This window comes from Rhodococcus sp. ARC_M6, from assembly GCF_022810305.1.
Lineage (GTDB): Bacteria > Actinomycetota > Actinomycetes > Mycobacteriales > Mycobacteriaceae > Rhodococcus_F.
On sequence record NZ_JALGQH010000007.1, the window covers coordinates 119,202 to 140,257 of the forward strand.

At 60.8% G+C, this 21,056-nt stretch carries 17 protein-coding genes; 15 read left to right on the forward strand and 2 right to left on the reverse strand.

The window, feature by feature from the left end:
- The 3 genes from MTX36_RS11075 to MTX36_RS11085 are packed head-to-tail and all read left to right on the forward strand — an operon-like array spanning position 1 to position 4,693.
- On the forward strand, positions 1-1,926 hold the full coding sequence (locus MTX36_RS11075) for a mycofactocin system FadH/OYE family oxidoreductase 1 (RefSeq protein ID WP_243619791.1): 1,926 nt from the start codon (positions 1-3) through the stop codon (positions 1,924-1,926).
- Positions 1,923-2,744, forward strand: a complete 822-nt coding sequence (locus tag MTX36_RS11080; protein WP_243619792.1) for a mycofactocin-coupled SDR family oxidoreductase — start codon at positions 1,923-1,925, stop codon at positions 2,742-2,744. The genes MTX36_RS11075 and MTX36_RS11080 overlap by 4 nt, the downstream gene beginning before the upstream one ends.
- Positions 2,744-4,693, forward strand: a complete 1,950-nt coding sequence (locus MTX36_RS11085) for a mycofactocin system FadH/OYE family oxidoreductase 2 (RefSeq protein ID WP_243619793.1) — start codon at positions 2,744-2,746, stop codon at positions 4,691-4,693. The genes MTX36_RS11080 and MTX36_RS11085 overlap by 1 nt, the downstream gene beginning before the upstream one ends.
- Before the next feature lie 100 nt (positions 4,694-4,793).
- Here MTX36_RS11085 and MTX36_RS11090 read toward each other — a convergent pair whose 3' ends face one another.
- A complete protein-coding gene (locus MTX36_RS11090) occupies positions 4,794-5,516 on the reverse strand; it encodes an HNH endonuclease signature motif containing protein (RefSeq protein ID WP_243619794.1) in 723 nt (240 codons plus the stop codon).
- 92 nt (positions 5,517-5,608) lie between these two features.
- Here MTX36_RS11090 and MTX36_RS11095 point away from each other — a divergent pair, with 92 nt between their 5' ends.
- From MTX36_RS11095 to eutC, 10 genes are all read left to right on the forward strand, one after another.
- A complete protein-coding gene (locus tag MTX36_RS11095) occupies positions 5,609-6,070 on the forward strand; it encodes a hypothetical protein (protein ID WP_243619795.1) in 462 nt (153 codons plus the stop codon).
- A 128-nt stretch (positions 6,071-6,198) separates the two neighbouring features.
- Positions 6,199-6,891 carry a mycofactocin biosynthesis peptidyl-dipeptidase MftE gene (gene mftE / locus MTX36_RS11100; RefSeq protein ID WP_243619796.1) on the forward strand — a complete coding sequence of 231 codons (693 nt, stop codon included), beginning with the start codon at positions 6,199-6,201 and terminating at the stop codon, positions 6,889-6,891.
- A 70-nt stretch (positions 6,892-6,961) separates the two neighbouring features.
- Positions 6,962-8,359 carry a mycofactocin biosynthesis glycosyltransferase MftF gene (gene mftF / locus MTX36_RS11105; protein WP_243619797.1) on the forward strand — a complete coding sequence of 466 codons (1,398 nt, stop codon included), beginning with the start codon at positions 6,962-6,964 and terminating at the stop codon, positions 8,357-8,359.
- The gene (gene mftG, locus MTX36_RS11110) at positions 8,356-9,822 is read left to right on the forward strand and encodes a mycofactocin system GMC family oxidoreductase MftG (RefSeq protein ID WP_243619798.1); all 1,467 of its coding nucleotides are present in this window, start codon (positions 8,356-8,358) and stop codon (positions 9,820-9,822) included. The genes mftF and mftG overlap by 4 nt, the downstream gene beginning before the upstream one ends.
- A gap of 76 nt (positions 9,823-9,898) precedes the next feature.
- Positions 9,899-11,212 carry a helix-turn-helix domain-containing protein gene (locus tag MTX36_RS11115; protein ID WP_243619799.1) on the forward strand — a complete coding sequence of 438 codons (1,314 nt, stop codon included), beginning with the start codon at positions 9,899-9,901 and terminating at the stop codon, positions 11,210-11,212.
- A 119-nt stretch (positions 11,213-11,331) separates the two neighbouring features.
- Entirely contained in the window at positions 11,332-12,855 is a 1,524-nt protein-coding gene (gene adh, locus MTX36_RS11120) for an aldehyde dehydrogenase (RefSeq protein ID WP_243619800.1), read from the forward strand.
- A 50-nt stretch (positions 12,856-12,905) separates the two neighbouring features.
- Complete coding sequence (locus tag MTX36_RS11125) at positions 12,906-13,481, forward strand: DUF779 domain-containing protein (RefSeq protein ID WP_243619801.1); 576 nt, start codon at positions 12,906-12,908, stop codon at positions 13,479-13,481.
- 117 nt (positions 13,482-13,598) lie between these two features.
- Positions 13,599-15,071: an ethanolamine permease gene (eat, locus tag MTX36_RS11130; RefSeq protein ID WP_243619802.1), complete on the forward strand. Its 1,473-nt coding sequence runs from the start codon at positions 13,599-13,601 to the stop codon at positions 15,069-15,071.
- Entirely contained in the window at positions 15,068-16,477 is a 1,410-nt protein-coding gene (locus tag MTX36_RS11135) for an ethanolamine ammonia-lyase subunit EutB (RefSeq protein WP_243619803.1), read from the forward strand. Before eat ends, MTX36_RS11135 begins: the two co-directional genes overlap by 4 nt.
- Positions 16,477-17,250 carry an ethanolamine ammonia-lyase subunit EutC gene (eutC, locus tag MTX36_RS11140; protein ID WP_243619834.1) on the forward strand — a complete coding sequence of 258 codons (774 nt, stop codon included), beginning with the start codon at positions 16,477-16,479 and terminating at the stop codon, positions 17,248-17,250. The genes MTX36_RS11135 and eutC overlap by 1 nt, the downstream gene beginning before the upstream one ends.
- A 3-nt stretch (positions 17,251-17,253) precedes the next feature.
- Here eutC and MTX36_RS11145 read toward each other — a convergent pair whose 3' ends face one another.
- A complete protein-coding gene (locus tag MTX36_RS11145) occupies positions 17,254-18,132 on the reverse strand; it encodes a glycosyltransferase family 2 protein (protein ID WP_243619804.1) in 879 nt (292 codons plus the stop codon).
- A gap of 206 nt (positions 18,133-18,338) precedes the next feature.
- Here MTX36_RS11145 and MTX36_RS11150 point away from each other — a divergent pair, with 206 nt between their 5' ends.
- Positions 18,339-18,884, forward strand: coding sequence for a hypothetical protein (locus tag MTX36_RS11150; RefSeq protein WP_243619805.1), 546 nt, complete (start codon positions 18,339-18,341; stop codon positions 18,882-18,884).
- A 218-nt stretch (positions 18,885-19,102) separates the two neighbouring features.
- Entirely contained in the window at positions 19,103-20,452 is a 1,350-nt protein-coding gene (locus MTX36_RS11155; RefSeq protein WP_374230464.1) for an MFS transporter, read from the forward strand.
- Positions 20,453-21,056: the final 604 nt, after the last annotated feature.

Below are 21,056 nucleotides of genomic sequence, written 5' to 3' on the forward strand. Positions count from 1 at the left end.
GTGAGCATCGACGAACACACAACCCTGGCCGGACGCACAGTCCGGTCCAGGGTTGTTTTCGGTCCGCATGAGACCAATCTCGGTGTGGGGCGATCATTTTCGGATCGGCATCGCGCGTACTACCAGCGCCGCGCCGAAGGTGGTGCCGGGATCATCGTCACGGAGGTTGCCTCGGTTCTGGAGAACGACTGGCCGTACGAGCGGGCGCCGCTGGCAGCGCTGTGCGGTCCGGGTTGGCAGTCCATCTCGGCGGCCTGCGCTGCCCACGGCGCACTGATTCTTGCCGGGCTGGGGCATACCGGAATGCAGGGTTCGAGTGCCTACTCACAATCCGTGCTGTGGGGGCCGTCGCGGGTAGCTGATCCGGTGACACGCGAGTTGCCGATGGTGATGGAGCAGTCCGACATCGAAGAGTTGATCGCGGCCTTTTGTTCCTCTGCGGCGCTTGCGGTTGCTTCCGGTATGGACGGAGTCGAGATTGATGCCGGACCGCGAAGTATTCTGCGGCAGTTTCTTTCCGGGCTGACCAATACACGAACCGATCGATACGGGACTGATCGGCCGGCGTTGCTGCGGGAAGTTCTTCAGGCCGTTCGTGAGTCGGTCGGGGCGGGTGGGGTTGTCTCCCTGCGGTTGTCGTGCGACGAGTTGGCTCCGTGGGCGGGCGTGACACCGGAGTTGGCGGCTGGGTATGCGGCCGAATTGGAGCAGTACCTCGATCTGCTCGTAGTGGTGCGCGGTGGTCTCTACTCGGTTTCGCAATATCGCCCGGACTTTCACGAAGCGCCGAACTTTAATCTGGATCTGTGCCGCGGTATGAAGAGTGCGGTATCGATTCCTGTTGTTGCGCAAGGCAGTATCGCGAACGTCTCCGACGCGTGTGACAGCCTGAACGTCGCAGACTTTGTGGAAATGACCCGAGCCCAGATCGCCGACCCCGACCTGGTTCTCAAATCCGGCCGCGGCGATCAGCCGCGGCCATGCGTGCTCTGCAATCAAACATGCCTGGTACTCGACCCCCGGAATCCGGTGGTGACATGCGTCGGCAATCCCACCGCAGGCTTCGAGACGATGGATCCTGATGAGCGAAAGCAGGATCGGGCGTCGGGATCCGCACTAGTGGTGGGCGGCGGACCAGCAGGGTTGGAAGCAGCAAGAATCCTGGCTGGGCAGGGTTGGTCGGTGACTCTCAACGAACAGTCGTCGCGGTGGGGTGGCATGATCGAAAATTTTGCACAGGGGGCTGGGCGAGCCCGGTTCGGCTTGCTGTCGCAGTGGCTCGAGGACGAATGCCGGGCGCTCGGGGTGGTCCTGCGGACCGAGACCGTGGTGAGTTCGCAGGACATCGATGACGCGCACGGCAGAGGTGAGTTGGTAGTGATTGCGACGGGTAGCGTCGCCAGGCCCCCGACGTACCCCGTGGATTCGTCGGTTCGCTGGATGGACGCGTCGGCAGCTCGGGAGCCAACCTATATGAAAGGCCCTGTCGTTCTGGTCGATCCACTGGGTGGGCCGATTGCAATTGCGATCGCCGAGGCACTTGCAGAGCAGGGCCTCGCCGTTTCGATAGTCACCTCCGACACGATCGTCGGTTCGCGATTGGGAATGAGCGGGGATCTGGTGGGCGCCAACACCCGAATCCAGCAGGCCGGAATCTTGCGGGTGTGTTCCTCTCGAGTTGTCGCGGTCTCCAACGGTGCTGTGGTTGTCGAGAACGTCTATACGGGTGTGGAGACGCAGTTGCCCTGCGCCGTGGTGGTCGACTGCTCACCACGTCTGCCTGCGGATACCCTCCAGAATTTCGGTGTCTTGCGAGTCGGAGATGCAATTGCTCCGAGAACTGTTCTCGAATCCATACGCGAAGGGCGTTCGGCAGGGTTTACTACTAGAACAAGTTTCAATTCCGATGAGAGGGTCAGCACATGACACAGACACGTTCACTCGAGGGCCGCGTTGCATTCATCACCGGCGCAGCACGCGGACAGGGTCGCTCGCATGCCATCCGCCTGGCTCGCGAAGGCGCGTCGATCATTGCCGTCGATGTGTGCGCGGCAGTCGCGGCCGACAACACCTATGAAGCATCGACAGCCGACGATTTCGCCGAGACCGTGCGTCTGGTGGAAGCAGAAGGCGCAAAGATCTTTGCCCGTGAGGCTGACGTCCGAGACAGCGCGGCACTCGCAGCCGTCGTGAAGGAAGGCGTCGAGCAGTTCGGTCGACTCGACATCGTCGTAGCGAATGCCGGTGTCTGTAACTGGAACCGCTTCTGGGAGATGTCGGACGAGCAGTGGGAAACCCTCATCGACATCAACCTGACCGGTGTCTGGAAGACGCTCAAAGCTGCGGTTCCCACCATGATCGAGGGTGGCCGCGGTGGGTCGATCGTCGTGATCAGTTCCGTCGCCGGCCTCAAAGCCATGCCCGGCCAGGCCCACTACGGTAGCGCGAAGTTCGGTCTCGTCGGACTCACACAGGCTGCAGCAAAGGAACTGGGGGAGTACAAGATCCGCGTCAACTCCATTCATCCGTACGGCGTCAACACCCCGATGGGAACCGATCAGGGTGCCCTCGCGATTTTCCAGAACTACCCGCAATACCTGCCTAACTTTGCACCCATCCTCACTGACACCGCGTTTGCGGAGCCGGAGGAGATTTCCGATACCGTCGCGTGGTTGGCGGGCGACGGATCACGCACCGTGACGGCCAGTCATTTCGCGCTCGATCAGGGCAACTCCAAGGTCTGATGACGTCATACCCTCGACTCTTCGCACCTCTGCGCCTGGGCAACCTGACTCTGCGTAACCGGGTCGTGTTCTCGGCGCACCTGACCAACTACGCCGCGGACGGGTTGCCGACAGCGCAGCACGCCGCGTATTACGGGGCGCGGGCAAAGGGCGGGGCTGGGCTGATCATCAGTGAGGAACATTCGACTCATCCGTCGGATCGACCGTACGAGAAGATGATCGAGGGTTATCGGCCCGAGGTGGTCGAGGGGTATCGCCGGATCACCGAATCTGTGCACGCGCACGGTTCGGTGATCCTGGCGCAGATCAATCACAACGGCGGGCAGGGAGCCGGAACATACTCGAGGCGCCCGCTCTGGGCCCCCAGCGCAATCGCGGATCCACTGTTTCGTGAAGTCCCCAAAGCGGTTGACGACGCCGACATCGCCGAAATTCTCGACGGCTTCTCACTGGTAGCGCGCAACTGCATTGCCGGCGGTTTCGACGGCGTCGAATTACAGGCGTCGCAGTCGTCGATAGTCCGCGCATTTCTGGCACCGTCCACAAACCGTCGCACGGATCGGTATGGCGGCAAGACGGAAAACCGGGCGCAGTTTCTGCTGGAGGTCTTGCGTGTTCTCCGCGAGGCGATCGGTCCTGATCGAATTCTCGGGGTCAGGCTCAGCGGCTACGAAGGTACGCGCGGCGGCATCGAACTGGTCGACGCCGTCGAAACGGCGCAGCTGGTGGAGGCCGACGGTCAGGTCGACTACATCAATACTGCCATCGGGATGGCTACGGAGACACTACATCTGATCGAGGCGTCGATGGCAGTGCCGGCCGGCTACGCGAACTTCATTCCGTCGGCGATCAAAGAAGTAGTCTCACTGCCGGTGATCGGCGTGGGACGGTTCAAGTCTGCAGAGCAGGCTGAGCAGGCGCTCGATGAAGGTCTGTGTGATCTTGTGGGAGTGGTGCGCGGCCAGATCGCTGACCCGGATTTTGTGAACAAGGCTCGCGCCGGTGAATCGGCAACGGTACGAACCTGCTTGTCCTGCAACCAAGAATGCGTCGGACGGATGGGGCTCAACCGTTGGCTGGGGTGTACGGAGAATCCGACGGCTGGTCGTGAGTCGGTCTTGTTGCCGGTGCCACATGTGCGGGGAAGACGCGTCGTGGTGGTCGGCGGTGGCCCGGCAGGGTTGCAGGCCGCGGCGACAGCGGCCCGGCGGGGGCATCGGGTAACGCTGTTCGAGCGTGACAGTGTTCTTGGTGGGCAAATCTGCACAGCGTCGGTGATGCCCGCTCGCCGAGAGCTCGGTGACCTGATCCGCAACCTTGAATCCGAATGTCGCAGAAGCGGTGTCGAGATCAATTTACGAACAGACGCGACGGGCGAGATGCTGGCGGCCATGGCCGCTGATGTTGTTGTGATCGCAACGGGAGCGCGGGCAGTTCCCCCAGCGTGGGCGGGGGAGTCGGAGCGCGTAATCGGCGTCAGAGATGTGCTGGACGGCAAGATTCTTCCGGGTGGTTCGGTGCTGGTGTTCGATGAGCTTGGATTTCATCAAGGCCCCTCGGTTGCGGAGTTCCTGGCCGATCACGGCTGTGAGGTCACCATCGCGACCAACGGGATGGTGGTCGCTCAGGATTTGAGCATTACCTTGGATTTTGAGGCGTGGAACCGGCGGGCGCACGAGAAGTCGATTACGCAGCGCACGGATCTGATGGTGACGGCAGTGCACGGAGATAGTCCGTTGACCGTCGATTTGGTGCACCACCCAACCGGTGTGGCGGAGACCAGCGTTGTCGACTGGGTTGTGTATGCGACGCAGCAGGAACCGGAAGATGATCTGTGGAACATGCTGCGAGGCAGTTCCTTCGAGATTCACCGTATCGGTGATGCGTTGTCGCCGCGCCGTTCACATGCCGCGGTAATCGAGGGCCACCGTGTTGCATCGGCGATCTAATCTGCGCTGCGAAATGCCATGAACCCCAACAACGTGTGCACCAACGCATTTACACCAGGGCATGTTTCTGCCCCGGTGTACACGCGGACCATCCGGTTGTTCAAGCGGCTGTCGGGGGACTGTTTCCCGGTATCGGAACCTGAGACGGATCGACAGACATCGGCGGATAAAACCGGGTTTTCCGATCGTCCCCGATCTCGACACTCCATTCGCTGTGGTGCAGTAACCGATGATGGTGGCCGCACAAAAGTATGAGATTATCGAAATCCGTTGGACCACTGTCCATCCAATGAACTACATGGTGGGCGTCGCACCATCCGGGCGGGGTACCGCAGCCGGGAAAAGCGCATCCACCATCTCTGACGGCCAAAGCTCGCCGCTGCGGGACCGTCGCTGTTCGCTCGTCGAGCCCATGATTGAGCGGAACGCCGTTCTGGTCGAGCAGGATTCGGGTGACCGTGCAGTCACAGGCCAGCATGCGGGCACTGTCGAGACTGATCGGGCCGGCCCAGTTGGTAATCGCATAGCCGAGTTCCTCGGTGGACGGTAACAGGTCTTTCAATGCCTGCAGGTCCGTGAGGTCTTTCGCGGTAGCCGTAATCGTCAGGTGCGGTTTGACGCCACCTTCGACGGGTCCGAGGCCGGCCATCTCAAAGCGGTGCAGGAGTTCGCAGAAACCGTCGGCGCGTCGAAGTGCCGGGGTACGAGCATCTTTCACGCCGTAAATTTCGGGAGTCGGCTTCGAGAGTCCGGAGAGTAGCGCTATCAACCGGGCGCCGTTCACGGCATCGAGATCACCCTTGACGCTGACGCGACCGTACAAACCTTTCGATGCATAGGACTCGTTGTGCTGAAGAATCTTCCCCGACGGGGACTCCGTCGTCGCGATTGCCGTACTTCTTTTCGATACGCCGGATGGCCGCGCGGACTTCCGTCGCAGTCGGAAACCTTTTTCGAGGCCAGGTCCAGCAGGATGTCGCGGGCCTTTTCGATGTCCGCGGTATGCATGTTCTTGGGTGGGTGCTGGCAGAACTGGGCTACCTGCCGGGCTTTGAGCGCGTCGATGTCACCATCGTAAAAGGACTGTGCAACTACAGGTTCGAGCATGAACAGCCGCGCAAGCGAGACCAGTTGGCTGCACTCACCGATCTCGAGGTTGGTGGAGCGGTGAAGCCACTGGGCGATAGCCCGGAAGCCTGTGTCGGGGAGAGCGTCACGGGTGAACATCTCGACAACGAGGTGCACCAGGCGCGATTGCAGGCCGTGGCGGGCGCGGACCAGGTCGAGGGCCTCGACTTTGAGACCCTCGCTGTTCAGTTGCCATGCTTCCCGATTCCTCATGCATTGATTCTAATCGAACAGGATTTCGATTCCTAGAGACATTTCGGACAGGTTTTGGCGAATTTGCGCTCGAGAGTTGTTGGTATACATATATATTCGGCATTCTGGAAGAGGTAGGGTGGGTGGAGTTCGTGCACTTGCCCGTTGGCGAATACCATCGGATGATGACCGAAGTTCGAGAGCTGTCCGCCATACCAAGTCCTTGTCTCGAAGGCACGGCTCTCACCGTCGTGGTCCCGGTCGGTTCGTTGGAGCAGCACGGTCCGCACCTACCTCTCGATACCGATACTCGAATCGCGAGAGCTGTCGCCGGCGCGCTTCCCGGCGTCGTGGTTGCGCCCGCACTCGAGTACGGCGCGAGCGGTGAGCATGAAGGATTTGCCGGGACCATTTCAATCGGTGCCGAGGCCATGGAAATGGTGATCGTCGAGTACGGGCGGTCGGCGTTTCGATGGGCAACTCGGGTGTTGTTCGTGAACGGTCACGGTGGAAACGGCCCGGCTTTGGCCAAAGCCGTGGCGCTACTGCGCTACGAAGGCCGTGATGCGGCCTGGGCGCCCTGCGCAGTTCCGGGGGCAGACGCTCATGCGGGCAGGACAGAAACAAGCCTCTTACTGCATCTTTCGCCGGATTGCGTGGATATGGCCCGCGCAGTGGCCGGAAATATTTCTCCGATCGCAGACCTGATGCCAGGATTGCGTTCGGGCGGTATGGTCGCTGTGTCGGATAATGGAGTTCTGGGTGATCCAGTCGAGGCGACAGCCGCTGACGGCGCACAGATTTTCGGCGGGTTGGTGCAACGCGCGACGGATGGACTGACCCGGTGGCAACCGGGTCCGGATGGGAGGCTTCGGTGATGATTGCAACCGATGGGGGGCGGGCGATCTACCCGAACCGATTCACGGTGCTTGCCGCGACGATCGCCTGATGCGACCCGCACGACTCCCCGATGGCTTCGGCATTCGGTTGGATCCCAAAGTTCGCACGTACTCGGGTGGCCGCGTGCTCATCGGCGGTTCGCCGACGCGCATGCTCAAGCTCGCTCCGACTGCGGCCGCGATGATCGGCGACGGTTTTCTCGAGGTCGTCGATCAGCAGAGTGCGGCAGTGGCGCGCCATCTGCTCGATTCGGGAGTGGCAAATCCTCGACCTATGTCGACGCCGTCAGCGGCCGACGTCACTGTTGTGATTCCGGTGAAGGACAACAAGGTGGGTGTCGAACGGCTGTTGCCTGCTCTCAAAGATCTGACTGTGATCGTCGTCGACGACGGATCCGAGGTTCCTCTGGAGCCCCGTCAGAATGCTCCGGGAACTGGCTCGATCACCGTCGTCCGGCACGATAAGGCGCGTGGTCCGTCGGCGGCTCGAAACTCAGGGTTGCGTTCGGCCCAAACACGTTTCGTGGCATTCCTCGATTCCGACGTCATTCCGCGGGCCGGTTGGCTCGAGCTGATGCTGGGTCATTTCAGTGACCCGGGAGTTGCCTTGGTGGCGCCGAGGATTGTGGCTCTCGATCCGTACGGGACAGCTTTGGCTCGTTACGAGAACATGCGCTCCTCCCTGGATCTGGGACGCAAGGAGGCTGCGGTCAAGTCGGGTAGTCCCGTGGCTTACGTGCCCAGTGCAGCGCTGATCGTGCGCCGCGACGTGGCCCTCGAATGCGAAGGTTTCGACGAAAGCCTCGAAGTGGCCGAGGACGTCGATTTCTGTTGGCGTTTGCAGGCTGCTGGTTGGCGCCTGCGTTATGAACCGGTTGCGAATGTCGCCCACGATCACCGGGTGCAGTTCGACAAGTGGTTCAGTCGACGCGCTTTCTACGGAACCGGCGCGGCGCCGCTGGCCGCGCGTCATCCGGGGTCGGTGCCGCCGATGGCCATGTCGTTCTGGATGTTGTTCTCGTGCATTGCTGCTGCCACTCTCACCCGGTCCGGGTTGGCCGGCGCGATCGGGGCTTTGCTGTTCACCACGTTCCGCTTGCGGAAGATGTTCACCGGGCTACGTCAGCCGACACGCATCGCGGCCATTCTTGCTGCCCAAGGATTTGTGGGCGGGTTCTGGCAACTCGCGTCGGCGATGTGCCGTCACTATTGGCCGGTCACTCTGTTGGCGGTCATCAGTTCACGCAAGATTCGACGCTTGGCGCTTGCTGCAGCAGTCGGGGAGGGGCTGGTGGATTGGTACCGGCACCGTGAACCCGGTGGGCTGGGGCCGGTGCGGTACGTGTTGTTCAAGCGGGCTGATGACGTGGCGTACGGATTCGGCCTGTGGCGCGGTGCAATCGAGGCGCGCGACCTGGCTGCGTTGAAGCCTCGAATTACCAAGTGAGTGTTCCGGATTACGCAGATTTTGTGGTTGTCGGCGGCGGCACCACCGGTTGCGTGATCGCGGCGAGGCTCAGCGAAGATCCTGCAGCGACGGTGTTGCTTCTCGAAGCGGGACCGGGCTATCGGTCGACGCTCGAACTCCCGGCGGTACTGGACGATCCATACTTGTTGCCGGTGGGTCCGACCAGTGAGCACACATGGACGTACCCGGTCGAGTTGACGCCCGATCGCCTCGCCACGATCTCGCGCGGTCGGACGTTGGGAGGTTCGGGGGCTGTCAACGGCGCGTATTTTGCTCGAGCCACACGCACGGATTTCGGGAACTGGCCACAATCGTGGAGCTACGAGAAGGTATTGCCGTACTTCTGTCAGTCGGAGACCGATCACGATTTCGGCGGGCCGTATCACGGTGAGCGCGGCCCGATTCCGGTTCGTCGTCGGCAATTGGATCACATGCATCCGCTGAGTGGACAGTTCCACCAAGCGGCGATCGAGGCAGGTTTTCCCGATGACCTCGACAAGAATGCTCCGGACTCTGTCGGCGTCGGCCCCGTCCCGCTCAATATTTCCGAGCATCGCCGAATCAGCACGGCGCTCGGCTATCTGATGCCGGCTCTGGGCCGCACAAATCTGAGCGTCGACGTCGGTGTCGTGGTCGTTCGAATTGTCTTCTCGGGAACCCGCGCCATCGGAGTCGACGTCCTCGACGGCATACAACTTCGACGTATTCGTGCCGCTCATGTCGTGGTGTGTGCGGGTGCCGTTGCGACGCCACATTTGCTGCTCAATTCCGGTGTCGGATCGGCCGAACACCTTGCCGCCCAAGAAATTCCCGTCGTAGTTGACCTGCCCGAAGTTGGGCAGGGGTTCGTCGATCATCCGGAAGTTCTGATCCCGTACCGATATTCGACGCCCGAGTTGCTGCGATACCGAACGCCGGTTTTGGAAGTGACGCTCAATGATCCGGATCTCGAACTCCGTCCGTACACCGCGTCATTCACAGATCTTGTGCCAGGCGTAGCGCCGATGGATCACGGTATGGGCGTTGTCCTCATGGCACCGCACAGTCGTGGAAGTGTAGAGCTCGACGCGATGGCGCCGGCGGGTGCTCCACGGATTCGGTACAACTATCTGGATTCGGGGCATGATCGCGCGACGATTCGTCGGGGTATGAGGTTGGCCGAGGACCTGCTGGAATCAATCGCCGCTACCGGACTGATCGAGCGACCGGACATCGACTACTCGGACGAGTGGATCGAGTCGAGGCTGGGGACGTCGCTGCACATGAGTGGCAGTTGTGCGATGGGGTCGGTCGTGGACGAGCAGTGCAGTGTCTTCGGCGTCGACGCACTCAGTATCGTCGACACTTCGATCTTTCCCGCGATCCCCAGTCGTGGACCGCACGCAACTGCGGTCATGGTGGCTGAGCGCGCAAGCGAATTGGTCCAGGTAGCGGCCGGATAAAGGAAACCGCATGGTCAGCTTCAGCATTGATTTGTGATCGGCATTACAGTGACAGGGGAGCGGAGGAACGCAGAATATGGCACGTGAACAGGCTGTGTACGGCAACCCGTGGGTGGCAGTACGGCCAGGAGATGACGTGGCGCTGCTGGCGCGTCGACTCTCCAGCGCTCATCAGTTGTTCATCGATGCCCACGACGGGCCGGGGCATGGCCTTCCCGACGACTCGCACGTACGTTCCGTCGTGCTCGAATCCTGGATGCGCAGCCGAAACAAAGGCGTCGATCCCGACGTCGTCGGAAATCCCGAGATGCTCGAAGGTCTCGAACTCGAGAACTACCGATCGACGCATCCCATGTCGCTCATTCGTCCGGTGATCCGAAAGCTGCTGGTAGAAGATGCTGCCGAGACTGGGTTGTTGATCGCGATCAGTGACGCGCACGGCCGATTGCTCTGGGTGGAGGGTGACAGTTCCGCCAAGGACAAGGCGTTGTCGATGAACTTCGTCGAGGGCGCCGACTGGAGCGAGGATCGTGTCGGTACCAATGCGCCGGGCACCGCACTCGCAATCGATCACTCGGTGCAGATCTTCGGCTCGGAGCACTTCAATCGGACAGTGCACGATTGGAGTTGTTCGGCGGCGCCGGTCCATGACCCCACTACCGGGCAGATTCTCGGTGCCATCGATATCACGGGCGGGCCACGCGTCGCTGTCCCGGAAGTGTTGTCGTTGATCCGTGCAACCGTGGCGGCTGCGGAGTCGGAACTACGGTTCCACCTCCTCAACTCGCCGATCCCGCTGACGGCCTCGGCGCCCCGGTTGGACACGTTCGGCGGCGGACGGCCCACACTCGTCCGCGGGGGTGAGCGGATTCAGATGTCGCAACGTCATGCCGAAATCTTGTTGTTGCTCTCCGAGCATCCTGAGGGCCTGAGCGCGGATCATCTTGCGGTTCTCCTTGACGAAGGTGAGCTGGACGGTGTCACCATCCGCGCTGAAATGTCGCGCCTACGTAAGGTTTTCGGTGCCGACAGGTTGGCGTCGAGGCCGTATCGCATCATTACCGAGTTCACTACCGATGTCGATGACGTTCGGAGTGCGTTGGATCGAGGTGACGCGGCGACTGCCATGCGCCTGTACACGGGGCCGGTTCTGAGCGGATCGGCCTCTCCGGGCATCGACGCCATCCGAGATGAACTTCGCACGCGCGTTCAGGCAGCCCTGCTTCGCGGCGGCGATGCAGCTCTGTTGGCGCGCTGGACTACCTCCGTCCACGGGCGCGAAGATTCCGTCGTCTGGGAGGCGTACTTGTCGACGCTCGATCCAAAATCTGCGTTGTATTCCCAGGTCAAAGCCAAGATTGACGTCCTCGACCGGCAGTTGCGTCTCTGAGCGCAACGTACTTGCAACGTTGTCTCTCCTAGTGTTGTGAATCACACCCCGCGGGGGTGGGGCTGTGGCCATGAACTCGGTGGTCACAGGCGAAGATCCGTTCACAGAGGAGCTTGCAAATGACCGTGTACGCCCGCCCCGGTACCGCCGACGCGATCATGTCCTTCCAGTCTCGTTACGACAACTGGATCGGAAACGAGTGGGTCGCACCAGTCAAGGGCCAGTACTTCGAGAACCCGACTCCGGTAACGGGGCAGAACTTCTGCGACGTAGCTCGCTCCACCGCAGAAGATATCGAGCTTGCACTCGACGCGGCACACGCAGCCGCTCCGGCTTGGGGCAAGACCTCTGTTGCCGAGCGTGCCATCATCTTGAACAAGATCGCCGATCGGATGGAAGAGAACCTCGAATCCATCGCACTCGCCGAGTCCTGGGACAACGGCAAGCCGATCCGCGAAACCCTGAACGCCGATATTCCCCTGGCCATCGATCACTTCCGCTACTTTGCGGGAGCTATTCGCGCACAGGAAGGTTCGCTGTCCGAGATTGACTCCGACACCGTTGCCTACCACTTTCACGAGCCGCTCGGTGTGGTCGGACAGATCATTCCGTGGAACTTCCCGATCCTGATGGCGGTGTGGAAGCTGGCCCCTGCGCTTGCCGCCGGTAACGCAATAGTCCTCAAGCCCGCAGAGCAGACTCCCGTCTCGATCCTGCACCTCATCGGCATCATCGGCGACTTGCTGCCGGCTGGTGTGCTCAACATCGTCAACGGATTCGGTGTCGAAGCCGGCAAGCCGTTGGCGTCGAGCCCTCGCATCAAGAAGATCGCCTTCACCGGTGAGACCACCACCGGACGCTTGATCATGCAGTACGCGTCGCAGAACCTCATTCCGGTCACTCTCGAGCTTGGCGGCAAGAGCCCCAATCTGTTCTTCTCCGATGTCCTCGCATCCAATGACGATTACCAGGACAAGGCTCTCGAGGGCTTCACGATGTTCGCCCTCAATCAGGGTGAGGTCTGCACGTGCCCGTCCCGTGCTCTGATCCAGGAAGACATTTTCGACGACTTTCTCGCCATGGCAGCTATCCGCACCAAGGCTGTGCGCCAGGGCAATCCGCTCGACACCGAGACGATGATCGGTGCGCAGGCCAGCAACGACCAGCTCGAGAAGATCCTGTCCTACATCGAAATCGGTAAGGCTGAAGGCGCCAAGGTCATCACCGGTGGTGAACGCGCTCAGTTGGGCGGCGACCTCGCCGGCGGCTACTACGTGCAGCCGACGATCTTCACCGGCCACAACAAGATGCGCATCTTCCAGGAAGAGATTTTCGGACCGGTCGTCTCCGTTACGTCGTTCAAGGATTACGAAGAAGCCATCGAAATTGCCAACGACACCCTCTACGGCCTCGGCGCCGGTGTCTGGGCACGAGACGGTGGAACCGCTTACCGTGCGGGCCGTGATATCCAGGCGGGTCGTGTGTGGACCAACACGTACCACCAGTACCCGGCGCACGCTGCGTTCGGCGGATACAAGCAGTCCGGTATCGGCCGCGAGAATCACTTGATGATGCTCTCGCACTACCAGCAGACCAAGAACCTCCTGGTCAGCTACGCGCAGAAGGCTCAGGGCTTCTTCTGATCCGGTGATTGCACCAGGTCAGCTCGAGTAACGAACATACGGAGGTTGGAATGAACGCCCCAGATATTGCTGAGCCAGGTGCCAGCTCAGCCGGCGTCGTTCCACCTCGTCTCGTGACCACCGCTGGGGCGGCCGATCTCTTGCGCCGCCTCAGTGGGAATCATGGTGAACTCATGATGCATCAGTCCGGTGGATGCTGTGACGGCAGCGCGCCGATGTGTTATCCCGCAGGCGAATTCATCGTCGGTGACCGCGATGTACTACTCGGTGTCATCGACTTGAGGCTCGGGGTCGGCGAGGTTCCGGCGGATCTGCCGACGGGAATCGACGCCGTTACGGTGTGGATTTCCGGTTCCCAGTTCGAAGCCTGGAAGCACACCCAACTCGTTCTGGACGTCGTGCCGGGCCGCGGCGGCGGATTCAGCTTGGAAGCTCCTGAAGGATATCGATTCCTCAGTCGAGCAAGGGCTTTCGCGCCCGAAGAGAATGTGTCTCTGAACTCGTCGACCATTCTGGTCGGTGCGGATTGGGAGGCCGGAGTGCGGCCTCACCCACCCACCGTTCCTCAGGTTGTCGCCGAAGCTATCGATGCCTGCCCTGTTCCGGGAACGACCAGCCGAGACTGAGCCGTTACATCGCCGTCATCCCGCGGTGGCCGCTCTTAACTTCATGGTCCTACGGTTCACCTCATACGACGCATTCGTTTGCGGCGTCTCATTTTTGACCGATTCAAGGGGATAGACATGTCTCTTTCAGATCAAGTGCCCGGCAAAGCTGATCAGCGCGCTGCATCCGGCGCTCACCATGACGGCGCGGACTTTCATGCGGAAGACAACTCGTATCTCGAGAAACGAACACTGCGAAAAGGCACCGCCGGATGGGTGCTTCTGGCCGGGTTGGGCGTCAGCTATGTAATTTCCGGCGACTACGCCGGATGGAACAACGGATTGGCCGAGGGCGGATTCGGTGGCCTGCTCATCGCGGCCGTTGTCATCGCGGGTATGTACCTGGCCATGGTGCTGGGAATGGCGGAGATGTCGTCCGCGCTTCCGGCGGCCGGCGGCGGGTACACCTTTGCGCGACGTGCATTGGGCCCTTGGGGTGGATTTGCGACGGGCACAGCAATTCTCATCGAGTATTCCATCGCGCCGGCGGCGATCGCGACGTTCATCGGAGCCTACGTCGAGTCCCTGAACCTGTTCGGAATTACCGACGGGTGGTGGGTGTATCTGGCGGTGTATGCAATCTTCATCGGAATTCACCTGACCGGCGCCGGTGAGGCACTCAAGGCGATGTTCATCATCACCGCGATCGCACTGGTGGGATTGATCGTCTTCGCGGTTTCGGCTGTGGGACTGTTCGATTCGTCGAATTTGACCGATATCGCCGTTGATTCAACTGCCGTGGGGTCGTCATCCTTCCTGCCCTTCGGATTGCTCGGAATCTGGGCTGCAGTACCCTTCGCGATCTGGTTCTTCCTTGCAGTGGAAGGCGTTCCGCTTGCAGCCGAAGAAGCACGTGAGCCGGAGAAGAACGTTCCGCGAGGCATCATCATCAGCATGCTGATCCTGATCGTCACGGGTGCAGCGGTCCTGTTCCTCGCCACCGGAGCGGTTGGGGCCGACGCATTGGCTACCTCGGGAAATCCGTTGGTCGAAGCACTCGGCGACAGCGGAGCTGCCAAGGCAGTCAACTACATCGGACTCGCCGGCCTGGTCGCAAGCTTCTTTTCCATCATGTATGCGTACTCTCGCCAGACGTTTGCGCTCTCGCGTGCCGGATATCTGCCCAAAAATCTCTCGATCACCAACAAGCGCAAGGCTCCGACACTCGCACTCGTCGTTCCCGGCATCATCGGATTTGCTCTCTCGCTCACCGGCGAAGGTGCCATGCTGCTCAACATGGCGGTATTCGGCGCGGCTGTCAGCTACGTACTGATGATGGTGAGCCACATCGTGCTTCGTAAGCGCGAGCCGAACATGCCCCGCCCGTACCGGACCCCCGGCGGGATCGTCACAACGTCGTTTGCGCTCGTCATCGCCGCTGTATCGGTGGTGGCAACGTTCCTGGTCGATCCTGTTGCAGCACTTCTTACATTGGTCGCATTCGCTGTGTTGATGGCATACTTCGGTCTCTACAGCCGTCATCACCTTGTTGCCAACTCACCCGATGAGGAGTTTGCTGTACTTGCACAGGCGGAAGAAGAACTGGGATGAGCACGTATCACCAACAGATATCCGGAACCACCTACACGTTCGACGGTCTCGTCGACCTCATGGCCAAGGCGACACCGCTGCGATCAGGTGACGAGTTGTCAGGTTGCGCTGCGCATTCCGATGCGGAACGTGCTGCTGCCCAATGGGTTTTGGCAGAACTGCCACTGAAGGTCTTTCTGGAAGACCTCCTGGTTCCGTACGAAGATGACGAGGTCACCAGACTCATCATCGACAGCCACGATCGACTGGCGTTCCAACCGGTCGCGCATCTGACCGTCGGAGGATTCCGCGACTGGCTGCTCGAGACTGCGTCGGCGCCCGGCGCCGCAGCGGTGCTCGCGGCGGTGAGCCGGGGCCTTACCCCGGAGATGGTGGCAGCGGTCAGCAAGATCATGCGCAATCAAGATTTGATTGCCGTCGCGAAGGCGATCACCGTCACCGCGGGGTTCCGGACCACCATCGGACTGCCGGGGCGACTCAGCACCCGGTTGCAGCCCAACCATCCCACCGACGACCCACACGGAATCGCCGCAGCCACACTCGACGGTCTTCTGATGGGCTGCGGTGACGCCGTCATCGGGATCAACCCCGCGACGGACTCTCCGCAGGCGACGTCGGATCTGTTGCATCTTCTCGACGACATCCGGCAGCGGTTCGAAATCCCGACACAATCCTGCGTGCTGTCGCACGTCACCACCACGATCGGACTCATCGAATCCGGTGTCCCCGTAGATTTGGTCTTCCAGTCGATCGCCGGTACCGAAGGTGCCAATTCGGGTTTCGGAGTGAACATTCCGTTGCTGCGTGAAGGAAACGAAGCCGGACGGTCCTTGAACCGGGGGACCGTCGGAAACAACGTCATGTACCTCGAGACGGGGCAGGGATCGGCGCTCAGTTCTGGGCATCATCTCGGTACCGGGGGAGCGCCGGTAGATCAACAGACTCTCGAAACACGGGCTTACGAGGTAGCACGGGATCTCGAACCACTGCTCGTCAATTCGGTGGTCGGATTCATCGGGCCTGAGTATCTGTACGACGGCAAGCAGATCATTCGGGCAGGATTGGAAGATCACTTCTGCGGAAAGCTTCTGGGCCTGCCGATGGGTGTCGACGTCTGCTACACCAACCATGCCGAGGCCGATCAGGACGACATGGACAACCTGTTGACGTTGCTCGGAGTGGCCGGCGCAGCCTTTGTGATCGCTGTTCCCGGCGCCGACGACGTGATGCTGGGCTATCAAAGTCTCGCGTTCCATGATGCGCTGTATGTGCGCCGCGTACTCGACCTGCAACCCGCCCCCGAGTTCGAGGCGTGGCTACACGGTTTGGGGATGACGGACGACAACGGTCGGGTGCTCCCGATCGATGCCGGATCATCCCCACTGCGATCGTTGACGGTGAAATGATGATCGACGACAACGCGCTGGTCTCCGATTTCTGGGGCCCGCTTCGTAAGACCACCCAGTCCCGAATCGGTTTGGGCCGCAGCGGAGATTCCCTGCCTACCAGTCGAGTTCTCGAGTTCAAGGCCGCTCATGCCGCGGCCCGCGACGCCGTTCATGTTCCACTCGACACACAGACGCTCGCTCAGCGGGTCGAGGCTGTCGGCATCGGAGCGCCGGCACTGGTGACCAGCGCGGTGTCTTCACGTAGTGAGTATTTGCGTCGACCGGATCTGGGCCGCCGGCCGGCAGACCTGCGTTCGATCGAGCACTCCGACAAGGAGATCGGATTTATCCTGGCCGACGGACTTTCGCCGCGTGCCCTGATGGATCACGGTGAGCAATTGCTCTCCGCGCTGGTTGCGGTATTGGGGGAGCGTTATTCCCTTGCATTGCCGGTCATTGCGACCAACGCGCGGGTTGCGCTCGGCGATCACATAGCGTCGGCGATGGGAGTGCAGACCGCTATCGTTCTGATCGGCGAACGCCCCGGCCTGTCCGTCGCGGACAGCGTCGGGATCTATCTGACGCACCTCCCACGCGTCGGACGTACCGATGCCGATCGAAACTGCATCTCCAACATCCATCCGCCGGAAGGATTGGGCTACGAGCAGGCTGCCCGCGTCGTTGCGAGTTTGGTTGCCGGCGCCCGAAAATTGGGTCGCTCGGGTGTAGATCTCAAGGACACTTCGCGCACCGACGAGCTGCCTGCGGGCGAGGCGCTGACGCTCGAATAGCTCTCAGATGTACAGGACGCGATGTTTGACGCTGCCTTGGATCTTTCCAACCAAGTTGCCGGCGTGAACGAACCAACGGCCGCGTGGCATCGGACAGATCCGTTGGGGGATTAGGGGGTTGAAAATGAGTAGTGCAAGTACGGTTAGTGCGAGCTCTCGCGGAGCCGTCCGTTTCTGGCCGTGATCGCGGAAACGTGAGTACAGCTGCGCCGTCGCAATTCCGTAGGCGCGCGTTTGATTCCACGTTCCGCGATAGGTGCTACGTAGGCGGTACGCAACAACCGCATCTGGAGCGTGCGCCAGTGTCATTCCGGCCAATTGCAGTCGCCAACTCAGGTCGATGTCCTCGCCTGAATTGACGTATCGGAGGTCGAATCCGTCGATCACGTCAAAAGCTGCGCGCCAGATCCCGAAGGTGCAGGTAATGCCGTAGGGAAGGAAATCATTGCTGCCGAACTGTGTTTCGGTGGTGAACGTGCGCCACGTGGCGACCTCGGCGGAGTTGATCGACGTAGTTTCCACAACTCCGCCGACAGCGTCGGAGTTTTCGGCAGCACGCGTGATGGCCGTCAGCCAGGATGGGTGCACGCGGTCGTCCGCGTCGCAGAACGCGATGAAATCACCGCGGGAAGCTGCAACTCCCACGTTGCGTGCGTAGCCGCCTCCGCGAGCTTCGGAGGCATTCACGACCTGGAGGGACAATGCATCAGTGGCGGGGTGGTTCGCAATGAACTGTGCAAGACCGTCGGTTGAGCGGTTGTCGCTGACGATGACTTCGAACTCACCGTCGTAATCTTGCGAGGCCAGAGCCGTCAACTGTTCGTCGATGTGCTCCATAGCGTTGTACGCCGGGATCACCACTGACACGAGGGTGGGTTTCACGCGCCAAAGGTACCGTATGCCCGGTAGGTCGCACGCGTCGGTCAGTTTCCTGATCACAGGTGGCAGCGCTACGGCCTGGATCGTTGTGATGAGATTGGTTTGCCCTTCGGGGCAGATTGATCTTGCCCAGTGGGGCAGCGAGCTCTCGGGTGGAGTTCGCGTCGAATGCAGAGCCGCCCCCGGCGGCACGTAATGAGGAGAATGCGATGGCCTTTGCCGGCAATGTGGACGAGTTGGCGCTGCTTCAGTCGGTGCGACTCAAGGGGCGGGTTGGATCTTCCGTTCTTGCCGAGCATTTGGGAGTCAGTGCCGCGTCCGGACAAGCTGCTTACGACGCCCTGATTGCGCAGGGTAAGGCGCTCGAGAGTGAGAGCATGATCAGCCTGACCGAGAAGGGTCTTACTGAGCTGAACGATCAACTGGACGCTGAGCGCGTCTCGATTGACGAGGATTCGATTCTCGAAGTGCTCGAGGCATTCCTGCCGCTCGACGAGGAATTCTCTGCCCTCGTTGCACGTGCTGACGCCGACACTCTCGCAGCCCTGGACCGTCGCGCGTCCAATGTGTTCGATGATCTGTCGGCCTTCGTTCCGCGCTTGTCTCGCTACCAGGATCTGTTCTCCAGCGCGTTGACGAAAGTTCAAGCGGGAGAGTTGAAGTGGATTGCTGAGCCGGGTATCGACTCGTACGCCACTGTCTGGGTGGAGATTCGCCAGGAGTTGTGTGAGGCAGCGGGCAAGACCCAGAACTGACGGCAGTATCTGAAAGCGGCCGCTCAACTCGAGTGTGAGTTGGGCGGCCTTCTTCGGTTATTTTTCAAGGTGAAACCCGTTACTTTTGCATATGATTCGTGATGCAAATCACGATCACCCACTTTCGGGGGTAGTGCGGGGGTGAGCCGTATCACTACCTTTCCTTCTATCGAAGGTGACACCCACAGGGAGTCGCCACCGGACCACGGAGGAAACGAGTGACAACAGTCTCTCCATCAGGGGAAACCAGTGCCGCAGGCATTGCAACAGTCCCCGCCAACAAGACGAGCGTGCGGCGAGTGGCCATCGCCAGTTGCATCGGCACGACTATTGAGTTCTACGACTTCTTCATCTACGGAACTGCTGCGGCACTTGTGTTTCCGACGGTGTTCTTCCCGGCTTTGGGTGCTACTGCCGGCACGGTTGCGTCGTTCGCCACCTTTGCCGTGGCGTTCATTGCACGACCCGTCGGCGCAATGTTGTTCGGGCACTTCGGTGATCGTATCGGCCGCAAGAAAACGCTGATTTCCACGCTGCTGCTCATGGGCATCTCGACGCTCCTCATCGGCTTGCTTCCCGGCGCTGCCACTATCGGTATCGCAGCGCCGATCATCTTGGTGGTCTTGCGATTCGGGCAAGGTTTCGCGGTAGGCGGTGAGTGGGCCGGCGCGACCCTGCTGACTGCCGAATACGCGCCACCGGGTAAACGCGGCTTGTATGCGATGTTCCCACAGTTGGGTCCGGCCATCGCATTTATTCTCTCCAGCAGTACGTTCCTCATTACCGGCGCGGTTCTCGGCGACACCAATCAAGCGTTCCTTGATTACGGGTGGCGTATCCCGTTCCTGTTCTCCATCGTTCTGGTCGGCATCGGGCTCTACATGCGCCTCGCTATCGAAGAAACTCCGGTGTTCAAGGCCGAGCAGGCCGAGCGCGTTGCAGCTGAGAAGAACGAGGCACCTCGCACTCTGCCGTTCCTGGACGCGTGGCGCTTCCAGTCCAAGGAAATCTTGCTCTCGGCGGGTGCTCTGGCTTGCCTGTTCGCCTTCTTCTACATGGGTACTGCCTTCCTGACGAGCTACGGCACCAAGACACTCGGCTTCTCGCGGCCGTTCGTCTTGTCAGTCGGCATCGCCTCGGCATTTGTCTTCGGCGCTGCAATCATCGTCTCGGCGCTGTACTCCGACAGGATCGGGCGTCGTAAGGTCATCATGATCTCGTGTGGCATGGCTGTCGTCTGGGCGCTGGTCCTTTTCCCACTTCTCGACACCGGATCGCCTATCGCCTTCGTGCTCGGAATGTTCGGAACGTTGATGATCTTCGGAATCGCCTACGGTCCCTGCGGCGCGCTGCTTCCGGAGATGTTCCAGACTCGCTACCGCTACACCGGTGCCGGTCTCGGCTACAACCTCGCCGGCGTCCTCGGCGGTGCTGTTCCGCCGCTGATCGCAGCACCGCTTGCTTCGGCGTACGGGAGCATGGCTATCGGCATCATGCTGGCCGTCCTCGGTGTGTTGAGTTTCGTCTGCACCTGGGCTCTGGTGGAAACCAAAGACCACGCACTTTAATCGTGGCAAACTGCTCGAACTGCCCGTGAGGTTGTGTCACTACGAGGGGGCGTCGGGGTTGGTGACCGGTGCCCCGCGCGTTGGGACGGTCCGCAGTGCGGAGTTTCTCGAACTCGAAACTTAGCTCGATGATTACGCGCCCGGATTCTGCTCGATGTCCACCAGGTGGTTGTGGGCCGAAAGTATTCGGATCAGTCCCGGCCGGTCGGTACATTAGCTGAATTCGGACCTTTGTCACTATTCACGGGTCGGCAGGTTTGAGAAGATCGCCGTACGAAGCGCAATTGCGCTTCGTACGGCGATTTGTTTGTTCGGTGGGCAGTGCATGCTTGCAGCTTTCCGAAAGTGGAACCGCTCGACCCCACCGCCGGGGAAGGCCGTAGCGCCGGAATCGACACGTGTTCACTTCGGCGGCATCGGTGAGGCGTCGCAAAGAAACCCCTGGCCGAAGCAGATATGCGCTGCGGTCAACCGGTCGGATTGGACGCTCGTCCGACACGTGATTCCATTTTGATGAAATCGACCTTCTCGTCGCCTAATCTGTCGGTTGCACATCGGCAGGGTGCAGTTGTTGTGGTGGTGCGAAAAGGAATGAGGTGGCTCG